This window comes from Pseudomonas putida, assembly GCF_028682475.1.
Lineage (GTDB): Bacteria > Pseudomonadota > Gammaproteobacteria > Pseudomonadales > Pseudomonadaceae > Aquipseudomonas > Aquipseudomonas putida_AG.
Genome location: NZ_JANHLE010000014.1, coordinates 12,730 through 30,410 on the forward strand (window position 1 = coordinate 12,730; position 17,681 = coordinate 30,410).

10 protein-coding genes are annotated in these 17,681 nt (G+C 60.0%); 3 read left to right on the plus strand and 7 right to left on the minus strand.

What is annotated here, in order from left to right:
* Positions 1–77: 77 nt before the first annotated feature.
* Positions 78–4,373 carry a DEAD/DEAH box helicase gene (locus NPS47_RS13570; RefSeq protein ID WP_274295424.1) on the minus strand — a complete coding sequence of 1,432 codons (4,296 nt, stop codon included), beginning with the start codon at positions 4,371–4,373 and terminating at the stop codon, positions 78–80.
* Between the two features lie 153 nt (positions 4,374–4,526).
* On the opposite strand from NPS47_RS13570, the gene NPS47_RS13575 reads away from it, so the two are divergent.
* Both NPS47_RS13575 and NPS47_RS13580 read left to right on the plus strand, forming a co-directional pair.
* Positions 4,527–4,940 carry an NUDIX hydrolase gene (locus NPS47_RS13575; RefSeq protein ID WP_274295425.1) on the plus strand — a complete coding sequence of 138 codons (414 nt, stop codon included), beginning with the start codon at positions 4,527–4,529 and terminating at the stop codon, positions 4,938–4,940.
* A gap of 24 nt (positions 4,941–4,964) precedes the next feature.
* Positions 4,965–5,603 (plus strand): LysE family translocator, encoded by a 639-nt coding sequence (locus NPS47_RS13580; RefSeq protein WP_274295426.1) that lies wholly within the window; start codon positions 4,965–4,967, stop codon positions 5,601–5,603.
* Positions 5,604–5,606: 3 nt separating this feature from the next.
* Here the strand turns inward: NPS47_RS13580 and metR are convergent, their stop codons facing one another.
* Complete coding sequence (gene metR, locus NPS47_RS13585; RefSeq protein WP_274295427.1) at positions 5,607–6,524, minus strand: transcriptional regulator MetR; 918 nt, start codon at positions 6,522–6,524, stop codon at positions 5,607–5,609.
* A gap of 108 nt (positions 6,525–6,632) precedes the next feature.
* Between metR and metE the strand changes: the two genes are divergently transcribed.
* Positions 6,633–8,945: a 5-methyltetrahydropteroyltriglutamate--homocysteine S-methyltransferase gene (gene metE, locus NPS47_RS13590; RefSeq protein ID WP_274295428.1), complete on the plus strand. Its 2,313-nt coding sequence runs from the start codon at positions 6,633–6,635 to the stop codon at positions 8,943–8,945.
* Positions 8,946–9,106: 161 nt separating this feature from the next.
* On the opposite strand, the gene NPS47_RS13595 is transcribed toward metE, so the two are convergent.
* The 5 genes from NPS47_RS13595 to NPS47_RS13615 form a co-directional block, all read right to left on the minus strand.
* Positions 9,107–10,123: a tetratricopeptide repeat protein gene (locus tag NPS47_RS13595; RefSeq protein WP_274295429.1), complete on the minus strand. Its 1,017-nt coding sequence runs from the start codon at positions 10,121–10,123 to the stop codon at positions 9,107–9,109.
* Positions 10,124–10,244: 121 nt separating this feature from the next.
* On the minus strand, positions 10,245–11,246 hold the full coding sequence (locus NPS47_RS13600) for a tetratricopeptide repeat protein (protein ID WP_274295430.1): 1,002 nt from the start codon (positions 11,244–11,246) through the stop codon (positions 10,245–10,247).
* Complete coding sequence (locus tag NPS47_RS13605; RefSeq protein WP_274295431.1) at positions 11,243–14,614, minus strand: LysM peptidoglycan-binding domain-containing protein; 3,372 nt, start codon at positions 14,612–14,614, stop codon at positions 11,243–11,245. The genes NPS47_RS13600 and NPS47_RS13605 overlap by 4 nt, the downstream gene beginning before the upstream one ends.
* Positions 14,605–15,477 carry a DUF4123 domain-containing protein gene (locus NPS47_RS13610; RefSeq protein ID WP_274295432.1) on the minus strand — a complete coding sequence of 291 codons (873 nt, stop codon included), beginning with the start codon at positions 15,475–15,477 and terminating at the stop codon, positions 14,605–14,607. The genes NPS47_RS13605 and NPS47_RS13610 overlap by 10 nt, the downstream gene beginning before the upstream one ends.
* Positions 15,462–17,501 (minus strand): type VI secretion system tip protein VgrG, encoded by a 2,040-nt coding sequence (locus NPS47_RS13615; RefSeq protein WP_274295433.1) that lies wholly within the window; start codon positions 17,499–17,501, stop codon positions 15,462–15,464. The genes NPS47_RS13610 and NPS47_RS13615 overlap by 16 nt, the downstream gene beginning before the upstream one ends.
* Between the last annotated feature and the right edge of the window lie 180 nt (positions 17,502–17,681).

The following is a 17,681-nucleotide window of genomic DNA, read 5'->3' on the forward strand; positions in this document are numbered from 1 at the left end:
GGCGCGCTAGCGCCAGCCTGCAAAGATGAACGTTTGCGCGGTGCCTTCTGGAGTGAAAATCATTCTCGCAGTGGCGGTCAGCTCAAGCATCCCGGCTCGCGGATCAAACGCTCGCGCAGTTCACCCTGCTGCTCCAGTTCCACCGCGACAAGCATCTGCACCTTGCCGGCAATCAATGTGGCGACCGGCAAGCCATCCCGATAGAGCAGGCGGTTGCCGCTCAGGGCTGGCACCTTGTTGCCCGGTAGCAGAGTACCGATCAGGTTCAACGGGTCGCTGGCGCTGATGGCGACCAGGCTGTCCTCCCGCGGTCGTCTGCGTACTTCGCGCAACAGCGCCAGTGCTTCGGGCAGGGCGAACTGTTCGCCCGCCAGGCCGCCGATGAAGCGCCCGCCACGGATTTCGCCGCGAGCTTCCAGGCGGTGGTAGCAGCGCAACAAATCGCGCCAGCTCGGCAGCCAGTCGGCCTCACGTTCCAGCAGGCGCCAGCAGATCACCCCGTAACGGCGCAGCAGGGTGCGGGCGACGTGTTCCAGACTGTCGTCACGCTTGTCGGCAGCCGAGCTCTTGCGCAGCAGGGCCCAGCGTCCGGCGTCTTCCATACCACCGAACAGCGCGCCGCGACCTCGGCGATGACTACGGTTCTGGCGTTTGCTGGCCGGGGTGATCAGCGCGCGCAGGCCGGCAAAACTGTCGGCACTGACCAGGCCTGCGGCCACCAGCTCCTGCAAGGCGTTTTCCAGCTCAGTGGGGAGCAGGTGGGCGTCGATGACCAACTCGTCGAAAAACAACGCACCGTGCTCGCTCAGCGCCGTGTGCACCCGTTGCGCGCGCAGGCTCAGTTCGCTGCTGTCGAGGGCGGGGCCGAAGGTGCGCCACAGGTTCAGTTGCGTGCGTGGCAGCAGCACCAACGGTGTGCTGCGCAGGGTGTTGCTCGCTGCTGCGGGGGCCAGACGTGCCCACACATGCTTGCCGGCGCGACAGCTCTCGTCCAGCCAGCGCGCGCTGTAGTCGCTGATCCGGCTGGGCAGCAGATCGCTTTCCCAGGCCCCGGCCGCTGCCGGATAGCCCTCGAACTGCCCCAGCACTTCGCTGAGGGCTGCCGGGCCTTGCAGGCGAGTAGCGGGCGAGAGGTGCTGCCAGTCGAACAGAAAACGCATGAAATCCTGCAGGCAGACCGGTTCGATCTCGCGCCGCAGACGTTTGACCGTGTAGCGATGGATGCGCGCCAGCAGGTGACGTTCACACCATTGCAGGCGCTGTTGGCCAGGACTGAAGTAACCGCGCATCACGTAACCTTCAGCTTCAAGGCGGACCAACGCCTGCTCGACGTCACTGGCAGGCAGCTGCAAAGGCGCGGCAATCTGCTCCAGCGTCAGTGGCCCGAAACCGCTCAGGCGCGCGCGCAGTACTTCCACCAGCGCTGTGTCGCCATCGAAGGGCTGGTCGAAACCGGGAAGTGCTGCAAGCTCAGGCGTTATCTGCGCTTGAGGGTAGAGCGCACGCAGGAGCATCAGGCGCTCGCGGGCCAGCCACAGGGATTGCCCGCGCGCGAGTTGCAGGCAGCAGGCCCGACCTGCCGCCTGCAGTTCCTCCAGCCACGCCTGCCAACCGGAGTTGGCCGTCACCTCATCCTTACTGATACAGGCCAGGCTCATCAGCGCTTCGTGCATTTCATCGCCGCGCGTAGGCGTTGGCCAGGCTTCGCTTGCCACTGCAGCAATGGCCTCGGTGTCCAGGGCTCCCAGGTCATCGGCGCTGTGTACATCACTCCAGTGGCGACTCTGTACCGCTTGCGTGCGCCGTTCTTCCAGCGGCGCATCATCGAGAAAGGTGTAGGGCCGGGCATTGAGAATCGCCGCAGCCAACGGCGAGGGCGCGGGCAGGTCGCGGCTGACCAGTTTGATCTGGCCGTGTTCGATGCGTCGCAGCAAGCTCAACCAGCCTTCGCAGTCCATGGCGTGGTGCAGGCAGTCGTCGAGGGTTTGCTCGACCAGCGGGTGATCGGGAATCTGCCGTTCACCAGCAAGGTTTTCCAGGCAGGCGATCTGGTCGGGGAACACCGCGGCGATCAGGTCCTCGCTTTTCATCCGCTGGATCTGCGGCGCCACCTTGCGCCCGCCGACAAAGCGCGGCAAGGCCAGCGCTACACCGGCATTCCAGCACCAGCGCACGCCGAACAACGGCGCATCGAGCAAAGCCTGGATCAGCACCGATTCGGCGTTGTTACTCGACAGGTAGCGCCACACCTCGTCCAGCACAAAGCTGTGGCTGGTGGACAGCGACAGGACGATGGCATCTTCGCTGGCGGCGGCCTGCAGTTCGAAATTGAAGGTGCGGCAAAAGCGCTTGCGCAGGGCCAGGCCCCAGGCGCGGTTGATGCGGCTGCCAAACGGGCTGTGGAGGATCAGCTGGGTGCCGCCGGAGGCGTCGAAGAAGCGCTCCATGATCAAGGTTTGCTGTGAGGGCAGGGCGCCCAGGACCTGGCGGGTTCGAGCCAGATAGTCGAGCAGCTGTTCTGCACTGTCCGGGTCCAGGCCGATCTCCTCCTGCAGCCAGGCTAGCGTGTTCTGCAATTGACCGGCAGACTCACTCAGGCGGCGGTCAATCTCGCCTTGCAGACGGGCGACAGCGAACGACAACTCATCACTGCGCCCCGGCGCTTCACCCAGCCAGAACGGGATGCTCGGCGGCAAGCCCTTGGCATCCTCGACGCGCACCTTGCCGCTTTCCACCCGCAGGATACGGTAAGAGGTGTTGCCCAGCTGAAAGATGTCGCCGGCGATGCTCTCCACGGCAAAATCTTCATTGACGCTGCCGATGTTCAATCCCTGGGGTTCAAGCAGCACCGCATAGTCGGCGTTGTCAGGGATGGTGCCGCCACTGGTCAGCGCGGTCAGCTGGCTGCCGCGGCGTCCGCGCAGGCTGCTGTTGACGGCATCGCGGTGCAAATAGGCGCTGCGTACACCCTGACGCCCATTGAAGCCTTCGGCGAGCATGCGCAGCAGGGCCTGGTAATGCGTCTGGTCCAGTTCGGCATAGGGCATGGCCTGGCGCAGACAGTCGTACAGCGCTTGCTCCTGCCAGGCTTGGCAGCTGACTTCGGCAACGATCTGCTGGGCCAGTACATCCAGCGGCGCCCGGGGAATCTGCAGCAGGTCCAGCTCGCCACGGCGCACACAGTCGAGCAGCGCCACGCATTCGATCAGATCGTCCCGGGACAGTGGAAACAGACGGCCTTTGGGCGTGCCCTCGACCTGATGGCCGGCACGCCCGACCCGTTGCAGAAAGGCGGCGATGGAGCCGGGCGAGCCGATCTGGCAGACCAGTTCGACTTCGCCGATATCAATCCCCAGTTCCAGCGAAGCGGTGGCCACCAGCACCTGTAGCTCGCCACGCTTGAGGCGCTGTTCGGCATCCAGGCGATATTCCTTGGCCAGGCTGCCGTGATGCGCGGCTACGGCGTGCACGCCGAGGCGTTCGCTCAGATGCCGGGTGAGGCGCTCGGCCAGGCGGCGGGTGTTGACGAATATCAGGGTGGTGCGGTGCTCGCGGGCCAGCACGGCCAGACGGTCATACACCAGGCCCCAGACATCGGTAGCCATCACCGCGTCGAGGGGAACGGGCGGCACTTCCAGCGCCAGGTCGCGGGTACGGGCATGGCCGATGTCGACAATTGCGCAGTCGCGGCCCTTGCCGACCAGAAACTCGGCCACCCGTTCGACCGGGCGCTGGGTGGCCGACAGGCCGATACGGCGCAACGGTCGGCCACACAGGGCCTGCAAACGTTCAAGGCTGAGGGTCAGATGACTGCCGCGCTTGTTGCCGGCCAGGGCATGGATCTCGTCAACGATCACCGTGTGCACACTGGCCAGGCCCTGGCGTCCGGAGTCGGAACCGAGCAGCACATACAGCGATTCGGGCGTGGTCACCAGAATATGCGGCGCCTGACGGCGCATGGCGTTGCGTTCCTTTTGCGGGGTATCGCCGCTGCGCACAGCCGTGCGTATCGCCAGGGGCTCGTGGCCCTGTTCAACCAATGCTTCATTGATACCCGCCAACGGTGCCTGCAGGTTGATCTGGATATCGTTGGACAGCGCCTTGAGCGGCGAGACATAGACCACCTGGGTCTGGTCCGGCAGGTGTCCGCTGGTCAGGCCCTGTTCGAACAGTTCGTCGAGAATCGCCAGAAAGGCGGTGAGGGTCTTGCCTGAACCTGTGGGGGCCGCCACCAGCAGCGACTGGCCGCGCCGGATCAGCGGCCAGGCTTGCGCCTGAGCGGCGGTCACGGTCGGGAAGCGACGCTGGAACCAGGTGCGTACAGCTGGGTGGAATGCATCCAGTTCCGGATGGTTCAGGGCAGGTAGGTTCATGGGCTGTTTATGCGGCTAACTGCAGCAACTGGCAAGGTACATTCGTCAGACTGGCTGAACCGAACCTTGTGGGAGCTGGCCTTGCCAGCGATGCGATTGTAAGGCCATCGACAACATGTGATCCTTACGCGCTTTTCCAGTCACGAGTCCCCCATGAGTAAAATCATCCGCATCGCCGCCGCGCTCCTGCTCGACCCGCAAGGCCGCACCCTGCTGGTCCGCAAACGCGGCACCCAGGCCTTCATGCAGCCTGGCGGCAAGATCGAGGCCGATGAGCAACCGGTCAGCGCCCTGGCCCGTGAGCTGTTCGAAGAGCTGGGCCTGCAGATCGATCCGCAAGACGCCGACTACCTCGGTCAGTTCAGCGCCCCGGCAGCCAACGAGCCGGGTTATGAAGTCCAGGCCGAGCTGTTTCAGGTGCACACTTCGATGCCCGTCGAGCCTGGCGCAGAGATCGAAGAAGTGGTCTGGGTCTCGGCCCGCAAGCAACTGACGCTTGAGCTGGCGCCGCTGACCCGGGACTTGATCCTGCCCCTGTACCGGCGCTTGACTAGCCAACCCGCCTGATCTTCCATTTGCAAAGGAATGCCAATGATCCCCGCTCACGAATGGCTGCTGTTCATCGGTGCCGCGTTGTTGATGGTCCTGACCCCGGGGCCCAACATGATCTATCTGATTTCACGTTCGATCTGCCAGGGCCGCATGGCCGGGATCACTTCGCTGCTGGGTGTGGTCGCCGGTTTCCTGGTACACATGACGGCTGCGGCGGTGGGGTTGACCGCCTTGTTCATGGCCGTGCCACTGGGCTATGACCTGCTCAAGTGGGCAGGCGCCGCCTACCTGCTGTGGATGGCCTGGCAAGCGGTCAAGCCTGGAGCACGGTCGCCGTTTGAAGCCCGCGAGTTGACCCCGGATTCCCCCGCCAAGCTGGTGATGATGGGCTTTCTGACCAGTGTACTGAACCCCAAGGTAGCAATGTTCTACCTGTCGATCCTGCCGCAGTTCATCTCCCCGGAGCATGGCTCGCTGCTGGCGCAGAGTCTGATGCTGGGGCTGACCCAGATCACCGTGAGCTTCTCGGTGAACCTGTTGATCGCCTTGTTCGCCGCCGCACTCTCTGCCTGGTTCGTTCGCTACCCGTTGTGGCTGATGGTGCAGCGCTATGTGATGGGTTTTGTCCTGGCGGGCCTTGCGCTGCGCCTGGTGCAGGAACAGCGCAAGCTGGCGTAAGGCTCAACGCACCGCGCTGACACCGTCAAGGGTGGAGAACGAGGTGTCCTTGGCCGTCAGCAGAAAATCACGCATATACGGCGCATCGAGCATATCGGTGCGCACCGCCGCGTACAGTGTGGCAAACAGACCTTTCTCGCCCAGGCGCTTGCCCTTCACGTAACCACGCGAGCTGTACTCGTGCAGTGCCCAGTGCGGCATGCCACAGACGCCGCGGCCGCTGGCCACCAGCTGCATCATCATCACCGTCAGTTCCGCCGTGCGTACCTGCGCCGGTTCCACATCGGCAGGTTCGAGGAAGCGGGTGAAGATATCCAGGCGATCCCGTTCCACCGGGTAGGTGATCAGCGTCTCGCAGGCCAGGTCGTCGGGCACGATGTAGGGCTTGCTGGCCAACGGGTGCTGGTTGGCCACCGCGAGCATGGCTTCGTAGGTGAACAGCGGGACATAGGTCAGGCCCGCCAGCTCCAGCGGGTCGGAAGTCACCACCAGGTCCAGGTCACCGCGGGCCAGCGCCGGCAACGGGGCAAAGGCAAAGCCCGAGGCCAGGTCGAGCTCGACCTCCGGCCAGGCGTCGCGGAACTGGTCGATGGTCGGCATCAGCCACTGGAAGCAACTGTGGCATTCGATGGCCATGTGCAGGCGCCCGGCGGTACCACCGGCCAGACGCGCGATGTCGCGTTCGGCACCGCGCAGCAAGGGCAAGGTGGCATCGGCCAGTTGCAGCAAACGCAGGCCGGCGCTGGTGAAACGGAGCGGTTTGGTCTTGCGCATGAACAGCTGCATTCCCAGGCGCTCTTCCAGCTCTTTGAACTGGTGGGACAGGGCCGACTGGGTCAGGTGCAGCCGTTCAGCGGCTTCTACCAGGCTGTCGGCTTCGCGCAGGGCGTGCAGGGTTTTCAGGTGGCGAATTTCCAGCACCGGGTGCTCCATGAGTAAATTTTGAGATCAACACGAATTTATTGAGTTTGTCTCATGTTGCCCTGTCTGTCGACAATAGCGCCATCTTTTACAGGGAGCACGACTGTCATGGCATTGGCCCACAACCTTGGTTTTCCGCGCATTGGCGCTGACCGCGAGCTGAAGAAAGCGCAAGAAGCCTACTGGAAGGGCGATATCGACCAGGCCGGTTTGCAGGCGGTGGGGCGTGAGCTGCGTGCCCGTCACTGGCAACTGCAAAAGGATGCCGGCATCGAGTTGCTGCCGGTCGGTGACTTTGCCTGGTACGACCAGGTTCTGAGCCACTCGCTGGCGTTCGGTGCGATTCCCGAGCGCTTCGCCAAGACCCTGGGCAGCAATGGCTTGCCGACCCTCGACACTTTGTTTGCCATGGCCCGCGGTGCCACCACCAGCTGCTGCGGTGGCGAGCACGGCCAGGCGCAATATGCCCAGGCGCTGACCAAGTGGTTCGACACCAACTATCACTACCTGGTGCCTGAGTTCAGCGCCGACCAACGCTTTTTGCTCAGCTGGGAACAACTGTTCGACGAAGTTGCCGAAGCACAGGCCCTCGGCCACGCGGTCAAACCGGTGCTGATCGGGCCATTGACCTACCTGTGGCTGGGCAAGGCCAAAGGCGGCGACTTCGACAAACTCGACCTGCTGGAGCGTCTGTTGCCGGTCTACGGCGAAATCCTCAGCCGCCTGGCGCGCCAGGGCGTGGAGTGGGTGCAGATCGATGAGCCGATCCTCGGCCTGGATTTGCCACAAGACTGGAAGAACGCTTTCGAACGCGCCTATCACATCCTGCAGTACTCGCCGTTGAAGAAGCTGGTGGCAACCTACTTCAGCGGCCTGGAAGACAACCTCGGCCTGGCCGTCGGCCTGCCGGTGGATGGTCTGCACATCGACCTGGTTCGGGCTGCGGAGCAGTTGCCGACGGTACTCGACCGTCTGCCGACTTACAAAGTGCTGTCGCTGGGCGTGGTCAACGGCCGCAACGTCTGGCGCTGTGACCTGGACAAGGCGCTGGAGCAATTGCAGCAGGCCAGACAGCGCTTCGGCGCCAACCTCTGGGTTGCCGGTTCCTGCTCGTTGCTGCACAGCCCGGTGGACCTGGCGCGAGAAGACAAGCTCGATGCCGAACTGAAAAGCTGGCTGGCCTTCGCCGTGCAGAAGTGTGAAGAAATTGCCGTGCTGGCCAAGGCCCTGGAGGCGCCTCACCTGCCAGGCGTACAGAACGCCCTGGCCACCAGCCGCGCCGTGCAGCACAGCCGCAGCCAGTCGCCGCGTATCCACAAGCCAGAAGTGCAGGCGCGTCTGGCCGCGGTTACCGCCGCCGATAGCCGGCGCCAGTCGGCTTTTGCCCAACGTATCGAAGCCCAGCGTCAGCGCTTGCAGCTGCCGGCTTTCCCGACCACGACCATTGGCTCGTTCCCGCAAACCTCGGCGATCCGTCTGGCACGTCAGGCCTACAAGCAAGGCAAGCTATCGGCCAACGACTACACCGACGCGATGCACAGCGAGATCCGCCACGCCGTGAAGATCCAGGAGCGTCTTGGCCTGGATGTGCTGGTGCACGGCGAAGCCGAGCGCAACGACATGGTCGAATACTTTGCCGAGCAGTTAGACGGTTACAGCTTCACCCGTTTCGGCTGGGTCCAGAGCTACGGTTCGCGTTGCGTCAAACCGGCGATCATTTACGGTGACCTGAGCCGTCCGCAGCCGATGACCGTGGCCTGGATCGAGTATGCCCAGCGCCAGACCAGCAAGGTCATGAAGGGCATGCTGACCGGCCCGGTGACCATGCTGATGTGGTCGTTCCCCCGTGAAGACGTGTCGCGCAAGGTCCAGGCCGAGCAACTGGCCCTGGCCATTCGCGACGAAGTACAGGACCTGGAAGCGGCCGGCATCAAGATCGTGCAGATCGACGAAGCGGCGTTCCGTGAAGGTCTGCCGCTGCGCCGGGCGCAATGGCAGGCGTACCTGGACTGGGCGGTGGAGGCCTTCCGCCTGTGCTCCAGTGGCGTACGGGATGAAACCCAGATTCATACGCACATGTGCTACAGCGAGTTCAACGACGTGATCGAAGCCATCGCGGCGATGGATGCCGACGTCATCACCATCGAGACTTCGCGTTCGGACATGGAGCTGCTGGAGGCCTTCAAAGCCTTCGACTACCCCAACGATATCGGTCCGGGCGTGTACGACATCCACTCGCCACGCGTGCCGGACACTGCGGAAATGGTCAAGTTGATGAGCAAGGCGGTCAAGCGGATCCCGGCCGAGCGTCTGTGGGTCAACCCCGATTGTGGCCTGAAGACCCGGGCCTGGCCGGAGACCGAGGCGGCGTTGGTGAACATGGTGGCCGCGGCCCGGCAGCTGCGTAGCGAACTGGCTTGAAGCAAGCCGGTTATCAGGCTTCCAGCCATTCTTCAGGGCCTTGCTGTCGTTGGGTGCACGTTGAAAGAAAAAAGCGCCTGCTGTTCATTTCGGCAAGGCTCTGGTCATCGTAGCGTTGGTACTGAATCTTGATGCCCTGGGCCGCACTGCGCTCGGGGCAATCAAAAGGAGTCCAACGGGTCAAGCATCATCGGGAAGAATGAAATAGGTCGTGGGTTGGCGGCCTGCCATTCCAGTGCGAAAGCTTTACCTTGTTCGATTTGTTCGGGAGTCATCTGGACGGATATTTTTTCAAGATCTCTTTCTGCAAATCTTAATGTGTCGCCGCCGCCATCAAGCACCAATAATAATGATGTCAACCCATAAGCTTTGACCAAATCGAAGGGAAATTCAAAATAGGTCCGCAGATGCGCGGACTCCGCGGCCAAATGTGCTACGCCATTCTGATAACCTGTTTTTGCGGATTTTTCTATCCACTGACGCACCACGGCCATGTCACCGCGATCTTCATAAACAATGATAGCGTACTCAATCATGGCTTTTGGATTGCCATTTTCAGCGGCAGCCTTGTACCAGCGCTCCACTTCCTGGCTACGCCGCCAGGGTAGCCAAAAAAAGCCATTTCCATTCGCATAGCTTTTTGCCAGCCAATATTGAGCAAACGGGAATCCGGCCTCGGCCGATTTAACTAAAAATGGAAGGTCGTCAACGGTGATCCAATAGAGAATATACATTGCCTCCGCATCACCTTTCGTGGCTTTAGCATTAGCTAGCTTATAGGCCTCTTCCAGCCATTCCTTAGGGCCTTTCTGTCCATTGGCACAGTTTCCGATTACCGTACATAGCCCATGAGCATTCTGAGAGAGTCGAACCATGGCGTAGAGATTTCCCTGATTAGCGGAAGCCTCTAGCCATTTCTGTGCTTCCGCTGTCATATGGCGATTTTTGTGACGAAGATTTTCTCCCAAATAAAATTGCGCTTCCGCATCTCCGGCTTCAGCGGCAATGCGCAACTCTTTTTCGGCAGGTTTGTACTGGTTGTACAGCATGATGCCGCGCTCTTTCGCTGCCTGCTGAGAAGGTGTCAACGTCGCAGATGACCATTTTGGAAAACTCAAGCAGAGAACAAAGAATACAATTGATTTCAGTGATAGGGTTCTAAGGTTACTGAGACGCATTGTTTTCCTTCCCCGATGTATTTATATGCGCTGCAGAGAGGGCGCCTGCCGGCGCCGTAGTGGGTGTTGCCGGGCGTCATTATTCCTTGAGGGTTTGTAACCCTCATATGACCTATAACAATCAAAACGAATCCAGTGGATCAAGCATCATCGGGAAGAATGAAATAGGGCGTGGGTTGGCAGCCTGCCATTCCAGTGCGAAAACTTTACCCTGCTCGATTTGTTCGGGGGTCATCTGGGATGATATTTTCACAAGCTCTCTTTCTGTAAATCTTAATGTGTCGCCGCCGCCATCGAGCACTAATAATAATGACGTCAGCCCATAAGCTTTGACTAAGTCAAGTGGAAAGTTGAAATGGCTAGGTGAGTGCGCGTATTCCCCCGCCAAGTGCGCTACACCATTTTCATAACCTGTTTTTGCCGCTTCTTCTATCCAGTGACGCACCACCTCCATGTCACCTTGGTTTTCATAAACGCTAACGGCGTATCTGACCATGGCTTCTGGGTGGCCATTTTCAGCGGCAGCCTTGTACCAGCGTTCAATTTCCTGGCTGCGTCGCCAAGGTAGCCAAAAGAAACCGTCGCCGTTATAGTATCTTCTTGCTAACCAATACTGTGCAAATGGGAATCCTGACTCAGCGGATTTTATCAATGAGTCAAAGTCCCCTGTCACTTTATAGAGTATATACAGTCCCTCAGGATCTCCTTGCGCAGCTTTCTCCTTTGATATTTTCAGTGCCTCCCGAAGCCAATCTTCTTGGCTTTTAAATCCTATCGGACAATTTCCTAATATATTGCACAGTCCGCTGCCGCTGTTGCCCAGGCGAATCATTGCATAGAGGTTGCCTTGACTCGCAGAGGCCTCAAGGAGATTTCTGGCTTCTGCTGTCATGTAGCGATTTTTGCGGCGAAGATTTTCTCCCAGATAAAACTGCGCCTCCGCATCCCCAGCTTCAGCGGCAATACGCAACTCTTTTTCGGATGGCTTGTATTGGTTGTACAGCATGATGCCGCGCTCTTTTGCCGCCTGTTGATCAGGCGACAATGCTGCAAGTGAAGATGCTGAAAAAACTGTGCATAGACCCAGGAGTGTAACTATTAGTGATAGATTAAAGCCTCTCATTGTCCCGGTCCTATGTATGTTGCGAAGCCACTTGGAATATAATCTCTGCCGTAATATTGACGGCGCTCGCAGTAATTATCTTTGCTTGCGCCGAGCATCGCAGAGTTGGTCCTGTATTCGGCGCGAACTGCATCGCCCCTTCGTTCATGCAACCTCTCTACACCTTCTGCCATAAAGTTGTCCATTTCCAACCTGTTTGTACAATACGACTGGCCTGGTGTTTCCGATCTGGCGCCAAAGCGGCTCATTCGCATACACGCTTCTTCAAACTGCAGTTGGGCGCTATCCAGTGTGCCTTTTTCCTGGGCGTTGCTAACGATCCAATTCAATAGCCGGTTGACTGCTTTCTGCTGAAGCATCCACGCCTGTGGTTCGGTGTAGTGGGTTTTAACTTCTATCCATACATCTGTTATAAGATCGATTTCATAAGAAACAACGTCAAACGCTTTCGCCTCGCTAATTAACGTCATCAACATTGGCCCCAAGGCTTCCGGGATGGCGTCCACGGTCCATTGTTCCAACTCTGATGGGTTGTCGTAGTTCATAATGGTGTGCGCAATCGGCCCACCCTTACCCGCAGAAGTCAGCGCCTCACAAAGCTCAGCAATCTTGTCGAAGCCCATCAGGTAAAGCATGCCCGGATCCAGGCCGGCCATCCCCAGCAAGTTCATTTTGCTGAACAGGTCCATCGCGCTGCCATCCACCCAGTCCAGTGGCTGGCCGTGGTTTTTGTGCAGTTCGCGTCGGAACAGGTTCAGCAGTTCATAGACGGCGTCGTACCCCACCTCAAAGGCAAACGTACCCTTGGCGCCGGGGCCAAAGATCAAGGCGGCCTTGAGGCGCAGAATCAGCCGTCCCTTGTCGGTAGACAAGGTGAACGCTGCGGCCGCACCGACCCCCGCCGCAGCGGCGACTTCGCCTTCCAGGCGTGCGAGGCTGAGCCATCGACTTGAGGGGGGTGATTGCAAGGACACGCTGCGCAGCGCAACCAGGTCTTTCGGCGGCGCCCAGTTCAGTGCGCCGGTCAGGCGAATGCCTGCCTGCACACCGGCAAACAGGTTAAAGGCGGCAGTGGCGCCGTCGTCGATCTGTACATTAGCCGCCTTGCCGGTAAGTACCGGTGCGCTTTTCTGGGTGTGCGCAGCAGAGAGGACGCCTGCCGGTGCGTTGGCATCCTGCAAGGCGCTGAGCCCGGCGCCATAGCGGGTATTGCTGGGCGTCAGGGCGATACTGGTTGAGGCGAGCATGGCCGCACCGGCAAAGCCCCAGGCATGCGCAGCGACGTTGCAAGAAAAACGCCCGATGTTCATTTCGGCAAGGCCCTGGCCATCGTAGCGCTGGTACTGAATCTTGATGTCCTGGGTCGCACTGCGCTCAGGCCAGTCGAGCTTGAACAGTTCGACTTCACCCTTGGCCAGGTTTACCTCAACCTGTAGCTGTGCCGAGGCGCCTATGCCGTTGGGGGAGAAGCTGCTGCTGGCACTGACGGTTTGTTGCACATTGCTGATCGTTGGGGTCAGGCAACGAATCAGCTGGGCTTGCGGGCTGCTGTCGAACAGACGCAGTTGGCGCTGTGCTCCGGCCATGAACAGCATCTGCCGCAGTTGTTCACCCCAGGCGCCGCGCTGATCGGCACTGGCCAGGGTTTTGACCGCGTAGCCTTGTTCGGTCAGGCGGCGGTGGAACTGCTCGACATCGAAACCGCCCTCGTTGTCGAACCACTCACCCTGGTCGGCAACAGGCACGCCGCCCATGGACTTGAGCCAGTCATGAAAGTCGCTGTGGGCCCGGTCTTTCGCGGACTTGCCCGTACTGTTTGCGCCCCATTTGACTGTGCTTTGCGCCTTTAGCGCCTTGAGTACCGTCAAGCTGATATGGCGCACCGGTGAGCTGCTGGCTGGCCAGCTGATTTCCCGCAACGGGAAGTCAGGTTTGACCAGGCGTTCTACCGGCGTGGGCTTGAACTGCTCGGGCTCCCAGAGCAAATGGCGGCGGGGCACGGTCGCCAGGACATTGCTTTGCGCCCGCTGGTGAATGGCCTCCATCTGGGTTTGCAGATCGGCCCAGGCGCTACGTTCGCCTGCCACCAGGCTGTCAGGCGCCTGGGTGTTTTCGCCGCTGGCCTTGATCCAGGCCCCGTACTTGTCGAACAGACGTTGCTTGATCCGGGTTTGTTGCAGCTGCAACGCCAGGTAGTGCTTGAGAGTTTGCACCCCCGCATCCAGATCCGCGCCCTGGCACAACGCCAGTTCTGGCAGGGCAATGCCATAGTCGGCGGCGTTGAGAATTGCCTCGAGGTACTTCGGGTAGGCGAATTTTGCCGCCTCCTGGCTCTGCAGGGCGTGGTAGCTCATCAGCGCTGCGTCACAGTCAAGCAAGCAGCTTTCCAGGTGATTTCGGTGTTCGCTGGCGGCTTGCAGGACCCTGGCCACCTCATCGGTCGAGAAGGTGCTGAGTTGCCCTTTGTCGTCCAGCAGCTTGGCACGCTCGCTCAGGTAAACCTGCACAATATCGCGGGCCTTGAGGGCTTCAGGGGTAAACAGTGAGCCGCCCTCGACCACGTATCCCTGACGTTTGGCCTGGGCCTGGGCGAGGTTGGCCAGGTGTTTCCATTCCTGGTGAAGCGTTCTCAGTGCCTGGAATTTCTTGTGGTTATCGAGCATCCGCTCGTTGTCTTCCCACGCTGTGTCGCGCGCGTATGGATCAACGGGCCCAGCGCTTCTGGCGGCGATATCGCGCTGTTTGTCTTCAGCCGCTGTCCTGGCCTCCATGGCATAACGAGGGTCGGCAATCAGCGGCTCCTCAGCCTCGATTGCGAGCATCCTTGCCTGCTGCTCACCCTCGAGGAAGTTGGCCAGTTTGGGCTCGAGAAAATAATCCAGCAGATCGCAGGCATACAGACCTTTCTGGCGCTCCTCCGGGCTTTTGCCCGGGGCAATCAGGTTATCCAGTTTGTAGGCGGCTTCCTTGAGTGCGCTGGCTGCCTCAGCCGACAGCAGCCAGAAGGTTTTCTCTTGAGTGGCGTAAATGATGTCGGCGTATTCAGGAGAGCAGGCGAGCTTTTCCTGTGGGGCAAAACAGATGCTGGCGGAGGGTTTGGACTTGGTCTGCGGGTCCAGCTCCAGGGGCTTGGAGGGCGGCGCTGGCGCAGGCGGGTTTTCAGGCTCGGTGTAGGTTGTGGAGGGAGATGTTGCGCTGACCGGCGCGGTTCCACCCCCTGGAACCGGAACCCTGAGGTTCCAGCCCGGGTGGATACTATCGATGATGAATGGATTCAACTGACGCAACTGCGCAACGCTACAAGCATATCGCTGTGAGATGTCATGGAGCGTATCGCCTGCTTTGACGGTGTGGATGATCAATTCCATGAGCTGTGTTTCTTCCTCGAGTCAGGCATACCCATCAGCGCTTGCAGGTGTTCAACCTTGGCAAAGGCTGGGTCAGCACCGCGCAAAATGGTCATGGCGGCGGGTTGAGTGGCAAGGTCGGTGCGCACCATCAAATCCGCCAACTGAAGTAAATGAGTGCTTTCGTAGATCTGGTGCTCGAGCAGCAGATTCAGGTTGTCGATCAATGGGGCGAGTTGTTCGACATCCGGCTGGTTAAAGGCTGCGTGCTGCTGGTCAAGCCAATACACCCAGCGCAGCGTGACGTAGGTCGGCTCGGTGCACGGTGGCAAGTTGAAGAGGGGAGTTGTCGGCGCCTGAGCGGGATGGTCTGTCTGCCAGCTCAACCAGCCAGGCGACAGGCCCTGAATATGACGCGGGGAGGGGGCATAAACCGCAGACCAGGGGCCCAGCAACAGATTTATCGACGATGGTTGAGTGGTCCCGAACAGGGCCGCGCACAAGGCGGGCTGATAGTAGGTCAGCCAACTTTGACCGCCGGAACCGTCATTGACTTTCAACAGCCAGCGCGCGTGCTTGAGCGCCTGTTCACTGTCGCTCGCCACAATTACTATGCCCGCATGGTGGTGCTGGCAAAGGTGCATGCACCACTCGGCTATGGCGCTATCAGCGTGCGTGCTGAGCCAGATCGGCCCGGTATTTGCCAGCGAGGCAAAGTCAGTGTCGATGAGCAAGAAGTCGAATGCGTACACTTGACGTGCGGTGAGCTCTTTTATCAGGTCGGGATACAGCGCCGGATCGAGAATGAAGTGCAGTGGCTGTAAAGTTGCCGCTAATCTGCTCTGCCGAGGCTGGTTGATGAATTCGATCAATCCTTCTTGCATGTACAATCTCCTCGACTACAGACACCATTGCTTTGCTTGCCACAGAGTTTGTGGATTCCGGGTTTGATGGGGCCGTACAAAGCAATACCTGGCGGGAGCGCCTCGGCTGATGGCAGCCCTTCAAGCATGCCGGGTAATATCGGAGCAGCAGCGATTCCCGGCGCAGGTGCGCCGCCGATTTGAATCTCGCTACTGCTGAAGATGCCGCCCGGGCCTACGACGATATGCTGACCACCGCCTTTCAAGCTGAGGCTGTCCCCAGCGTCTAGCACGATTGAGTGGCCCGCCTTGAGGTGCACTTGCTGACCGGCCTCGATCACCAGCGTTTGGCCGATGCGGGTATGGCTGCTGTCGGCGACTTCCAGGTAGTCGTTGGCCTTGAGTTCGACCTTGCGGTCTGCCGTCACGGTGCGCTGGTCTTCGGCTTCCAGCATCACGACGCTGTTGCCCTTGATGGTTTCCCGGCGTTCGTTACCGACCTCCAGCTGGCTGTCGTTCTCGATCTTCTGCTCCAGGTCGCGCTGGGCGCGCAGGTAGATTTTTTCCTGCCCGGCCCGGTCTTCGATCGACAGTTCGTTGTAGCCACCACCGGCCGGCGAACTGCGGCTGCGCAACACGGTTTTGGTTTTGTTCGTGGGCAAGGGATAGGGCACCGCCGTGCGGATATTGGGCACGCAGCCGGTAATCAACGGCTGGTCGGGATTGCCTTCCAGGTAGGTCACCACCACTTCCATGCCGATGCGCGGGATGGTCACCGCGCCAAAACCCTCACCGGCCCAGCTGGATGAAACCCGTAGCCAGCAACTGCTCTTGTCGCTGTTCAGCTCGGCGCGGTCCCAATGGAACTCGACTTTCACCCGGCCATGCTCATCGCAGAAGATTTCTTCGCCTTCAGGTCCGGTAACGCGAGCGGTCTGGCTGACCAGCACGGATTTTCGGGTGACCAGCGGTGGCCGGTAGAACACGTCCCAGGGGATGGCGCTGAAGCGGTTGCGGTAGCCTTGACTGAAGCCGTCTTTAGGCGGTTTTTCGCTGCTGGCCGACTCCTCCAGCACCTGCGGCTGCTTGCCTTCGTGGGTCACACTGAGCAGGAGCCACAAGTCGTTGCAGGCTTTGCGCGGGTGTTCGCGCAGGTCAAAGAAATGACCGCTGCGCAAGTTCGGCTGATCGCTTTTACCTTCGGCCAGCTGATAGTCGCTGCGATGCCGTTCCAGGGCCTGGCGGGCCAGCTGCTTGCCGCGTTCTTCGGTGTCGATCGGCGTGGGGTAGTGGTAATCCTCAAGCGCCGGCTTGAACTCGGCGATGCACTGATTTTCCACTAACCGGCTTGGCCTTTTCAGGTCGTAGTCGCGCCGGGTGACGGTAGTGGTCCGGGTACTTAAGCGCTGGGAGAACTGGCTGATAACCGGCTCATCGGCCACCTGTCCGGTGCCTTGCTGATAGGGGGTTGCCCCCAGTCTGGGAAAGAAGGTCTGGTCGTCGGTGAACACCAGCCGATGACCGTCCGGGCTGTGCTGGTGATGCCAGGCGATACCTTCTTCACTGCACAGCCTTTGGAGTAGCTGGTAGTCGTTTTCGAAGTATTGAGTGCAGTATTCGCGCACGGGGCTGTTGCGAACATGAAAGCTATAGGCATCGGCTTGAATGCCATGTCCCTGGAGCACCTGAGCGATGATCTGCGGCACGGTCAGCTGCTGGAAAATCCGCTGGTTGTGGCTGAACTGCAAGTAGTGCAGGGCCGGGACCAGGGTCAGGTGATAACGGGTCAGACGTGTGCCGGGCTCGCCGTCCCGGACATTTTCGATCCGCCCGTGGATACCTTCCCCGTTCAATCCGAAGCGTAGAAACGCCGGCTGACTGAGCAGGCTTTCGAGATCGAAGTCGGGGTACTCGCTGACCAGTTCAATGTGGATCGCGTACAAGGTGCTGATGGCTTCCGTGCCGTCAAACGTCAGTACCTTGAAATCATTGCGAACCGATGGGATCAACAATTCGAACTGCACGCTATTGGCCGATGCGAACATGCGTTTTTCCTTAAACGGGAGAGAGAAACCACGCAACACTCAAGCGAAATTGTGCTTGAGCGGGCGTAAACACCCGGAAACGCTACCAAGCGCGGCAAAAAATAGATGTCAGACGCTTCCTAAAATGCGTCTGTGTTTCTGGTCTTCAGTTGGTTGGGCACAAAACCCGGTGTCCTGAGC

Coding starts and splice junctions, on each gene's coding strand:
- NPS47_RS13595 (WP_274295429.1), bottom strand. CDS start 10,123: ATGCGTCTCAGTAACCTTAGAACCCTATCACTGAAATCAATTGTATTC.
- NPS47_RS13600 (WP_274295430.1), bottom strand. CDS start 11,246: ATGAGAGGCTTTAATCTATCACTAATAGTTACACTCCTGGGTCTATGC.
- metE (WP_274295428.1), top strand. CDS start 6,633: ATGGCATTGGCCCACAACCTTGGTTTTCCGCGCATTGGCGCTGACCGC.
- NPS47_RS13580 (WP_274295426.1), top strand. CDS start 4,965: ATGATCCCCGCTCACGAATGGCTGCTGTTCATCGGTGCCGCGTTGTTG.
- NPS47_RS13615 (WP_274295433.1), bottom strand. CDS start 17,501: ATGTTCGCATCGGCCAATAGCGTGCAGTTCGAATTGTTGATCCCATCG.
- NPS47_RS13610 (WP_274295432.1), bottom strand. CDS start 15,477: ATGCAAGAAGGATTGATCGAATTCATCAACCAGCCTCGGCAGAGCAGA.
- NPS47_RS13575 (WP_274295425.1), top strand. CDS start 4,527: ATGAGTAAAATCATCCGCATCGCCGCCGCGCTCCTGCTCGACCCGCAA.
- NPS47_RS13605 (WP_274295431.1), bottom strand. CDS start 14,614: ATGGAATTGATCATCCACACCGTCAAAGCAGGCGATACGCTCCATGAC.
- NPS47_RS13570 (WP_274295424.1), bottom strand. CDS start 4,373: ATGAACCTACCTGCCCTGAACCATCCGGAACTGGATGCATTCCACCCA.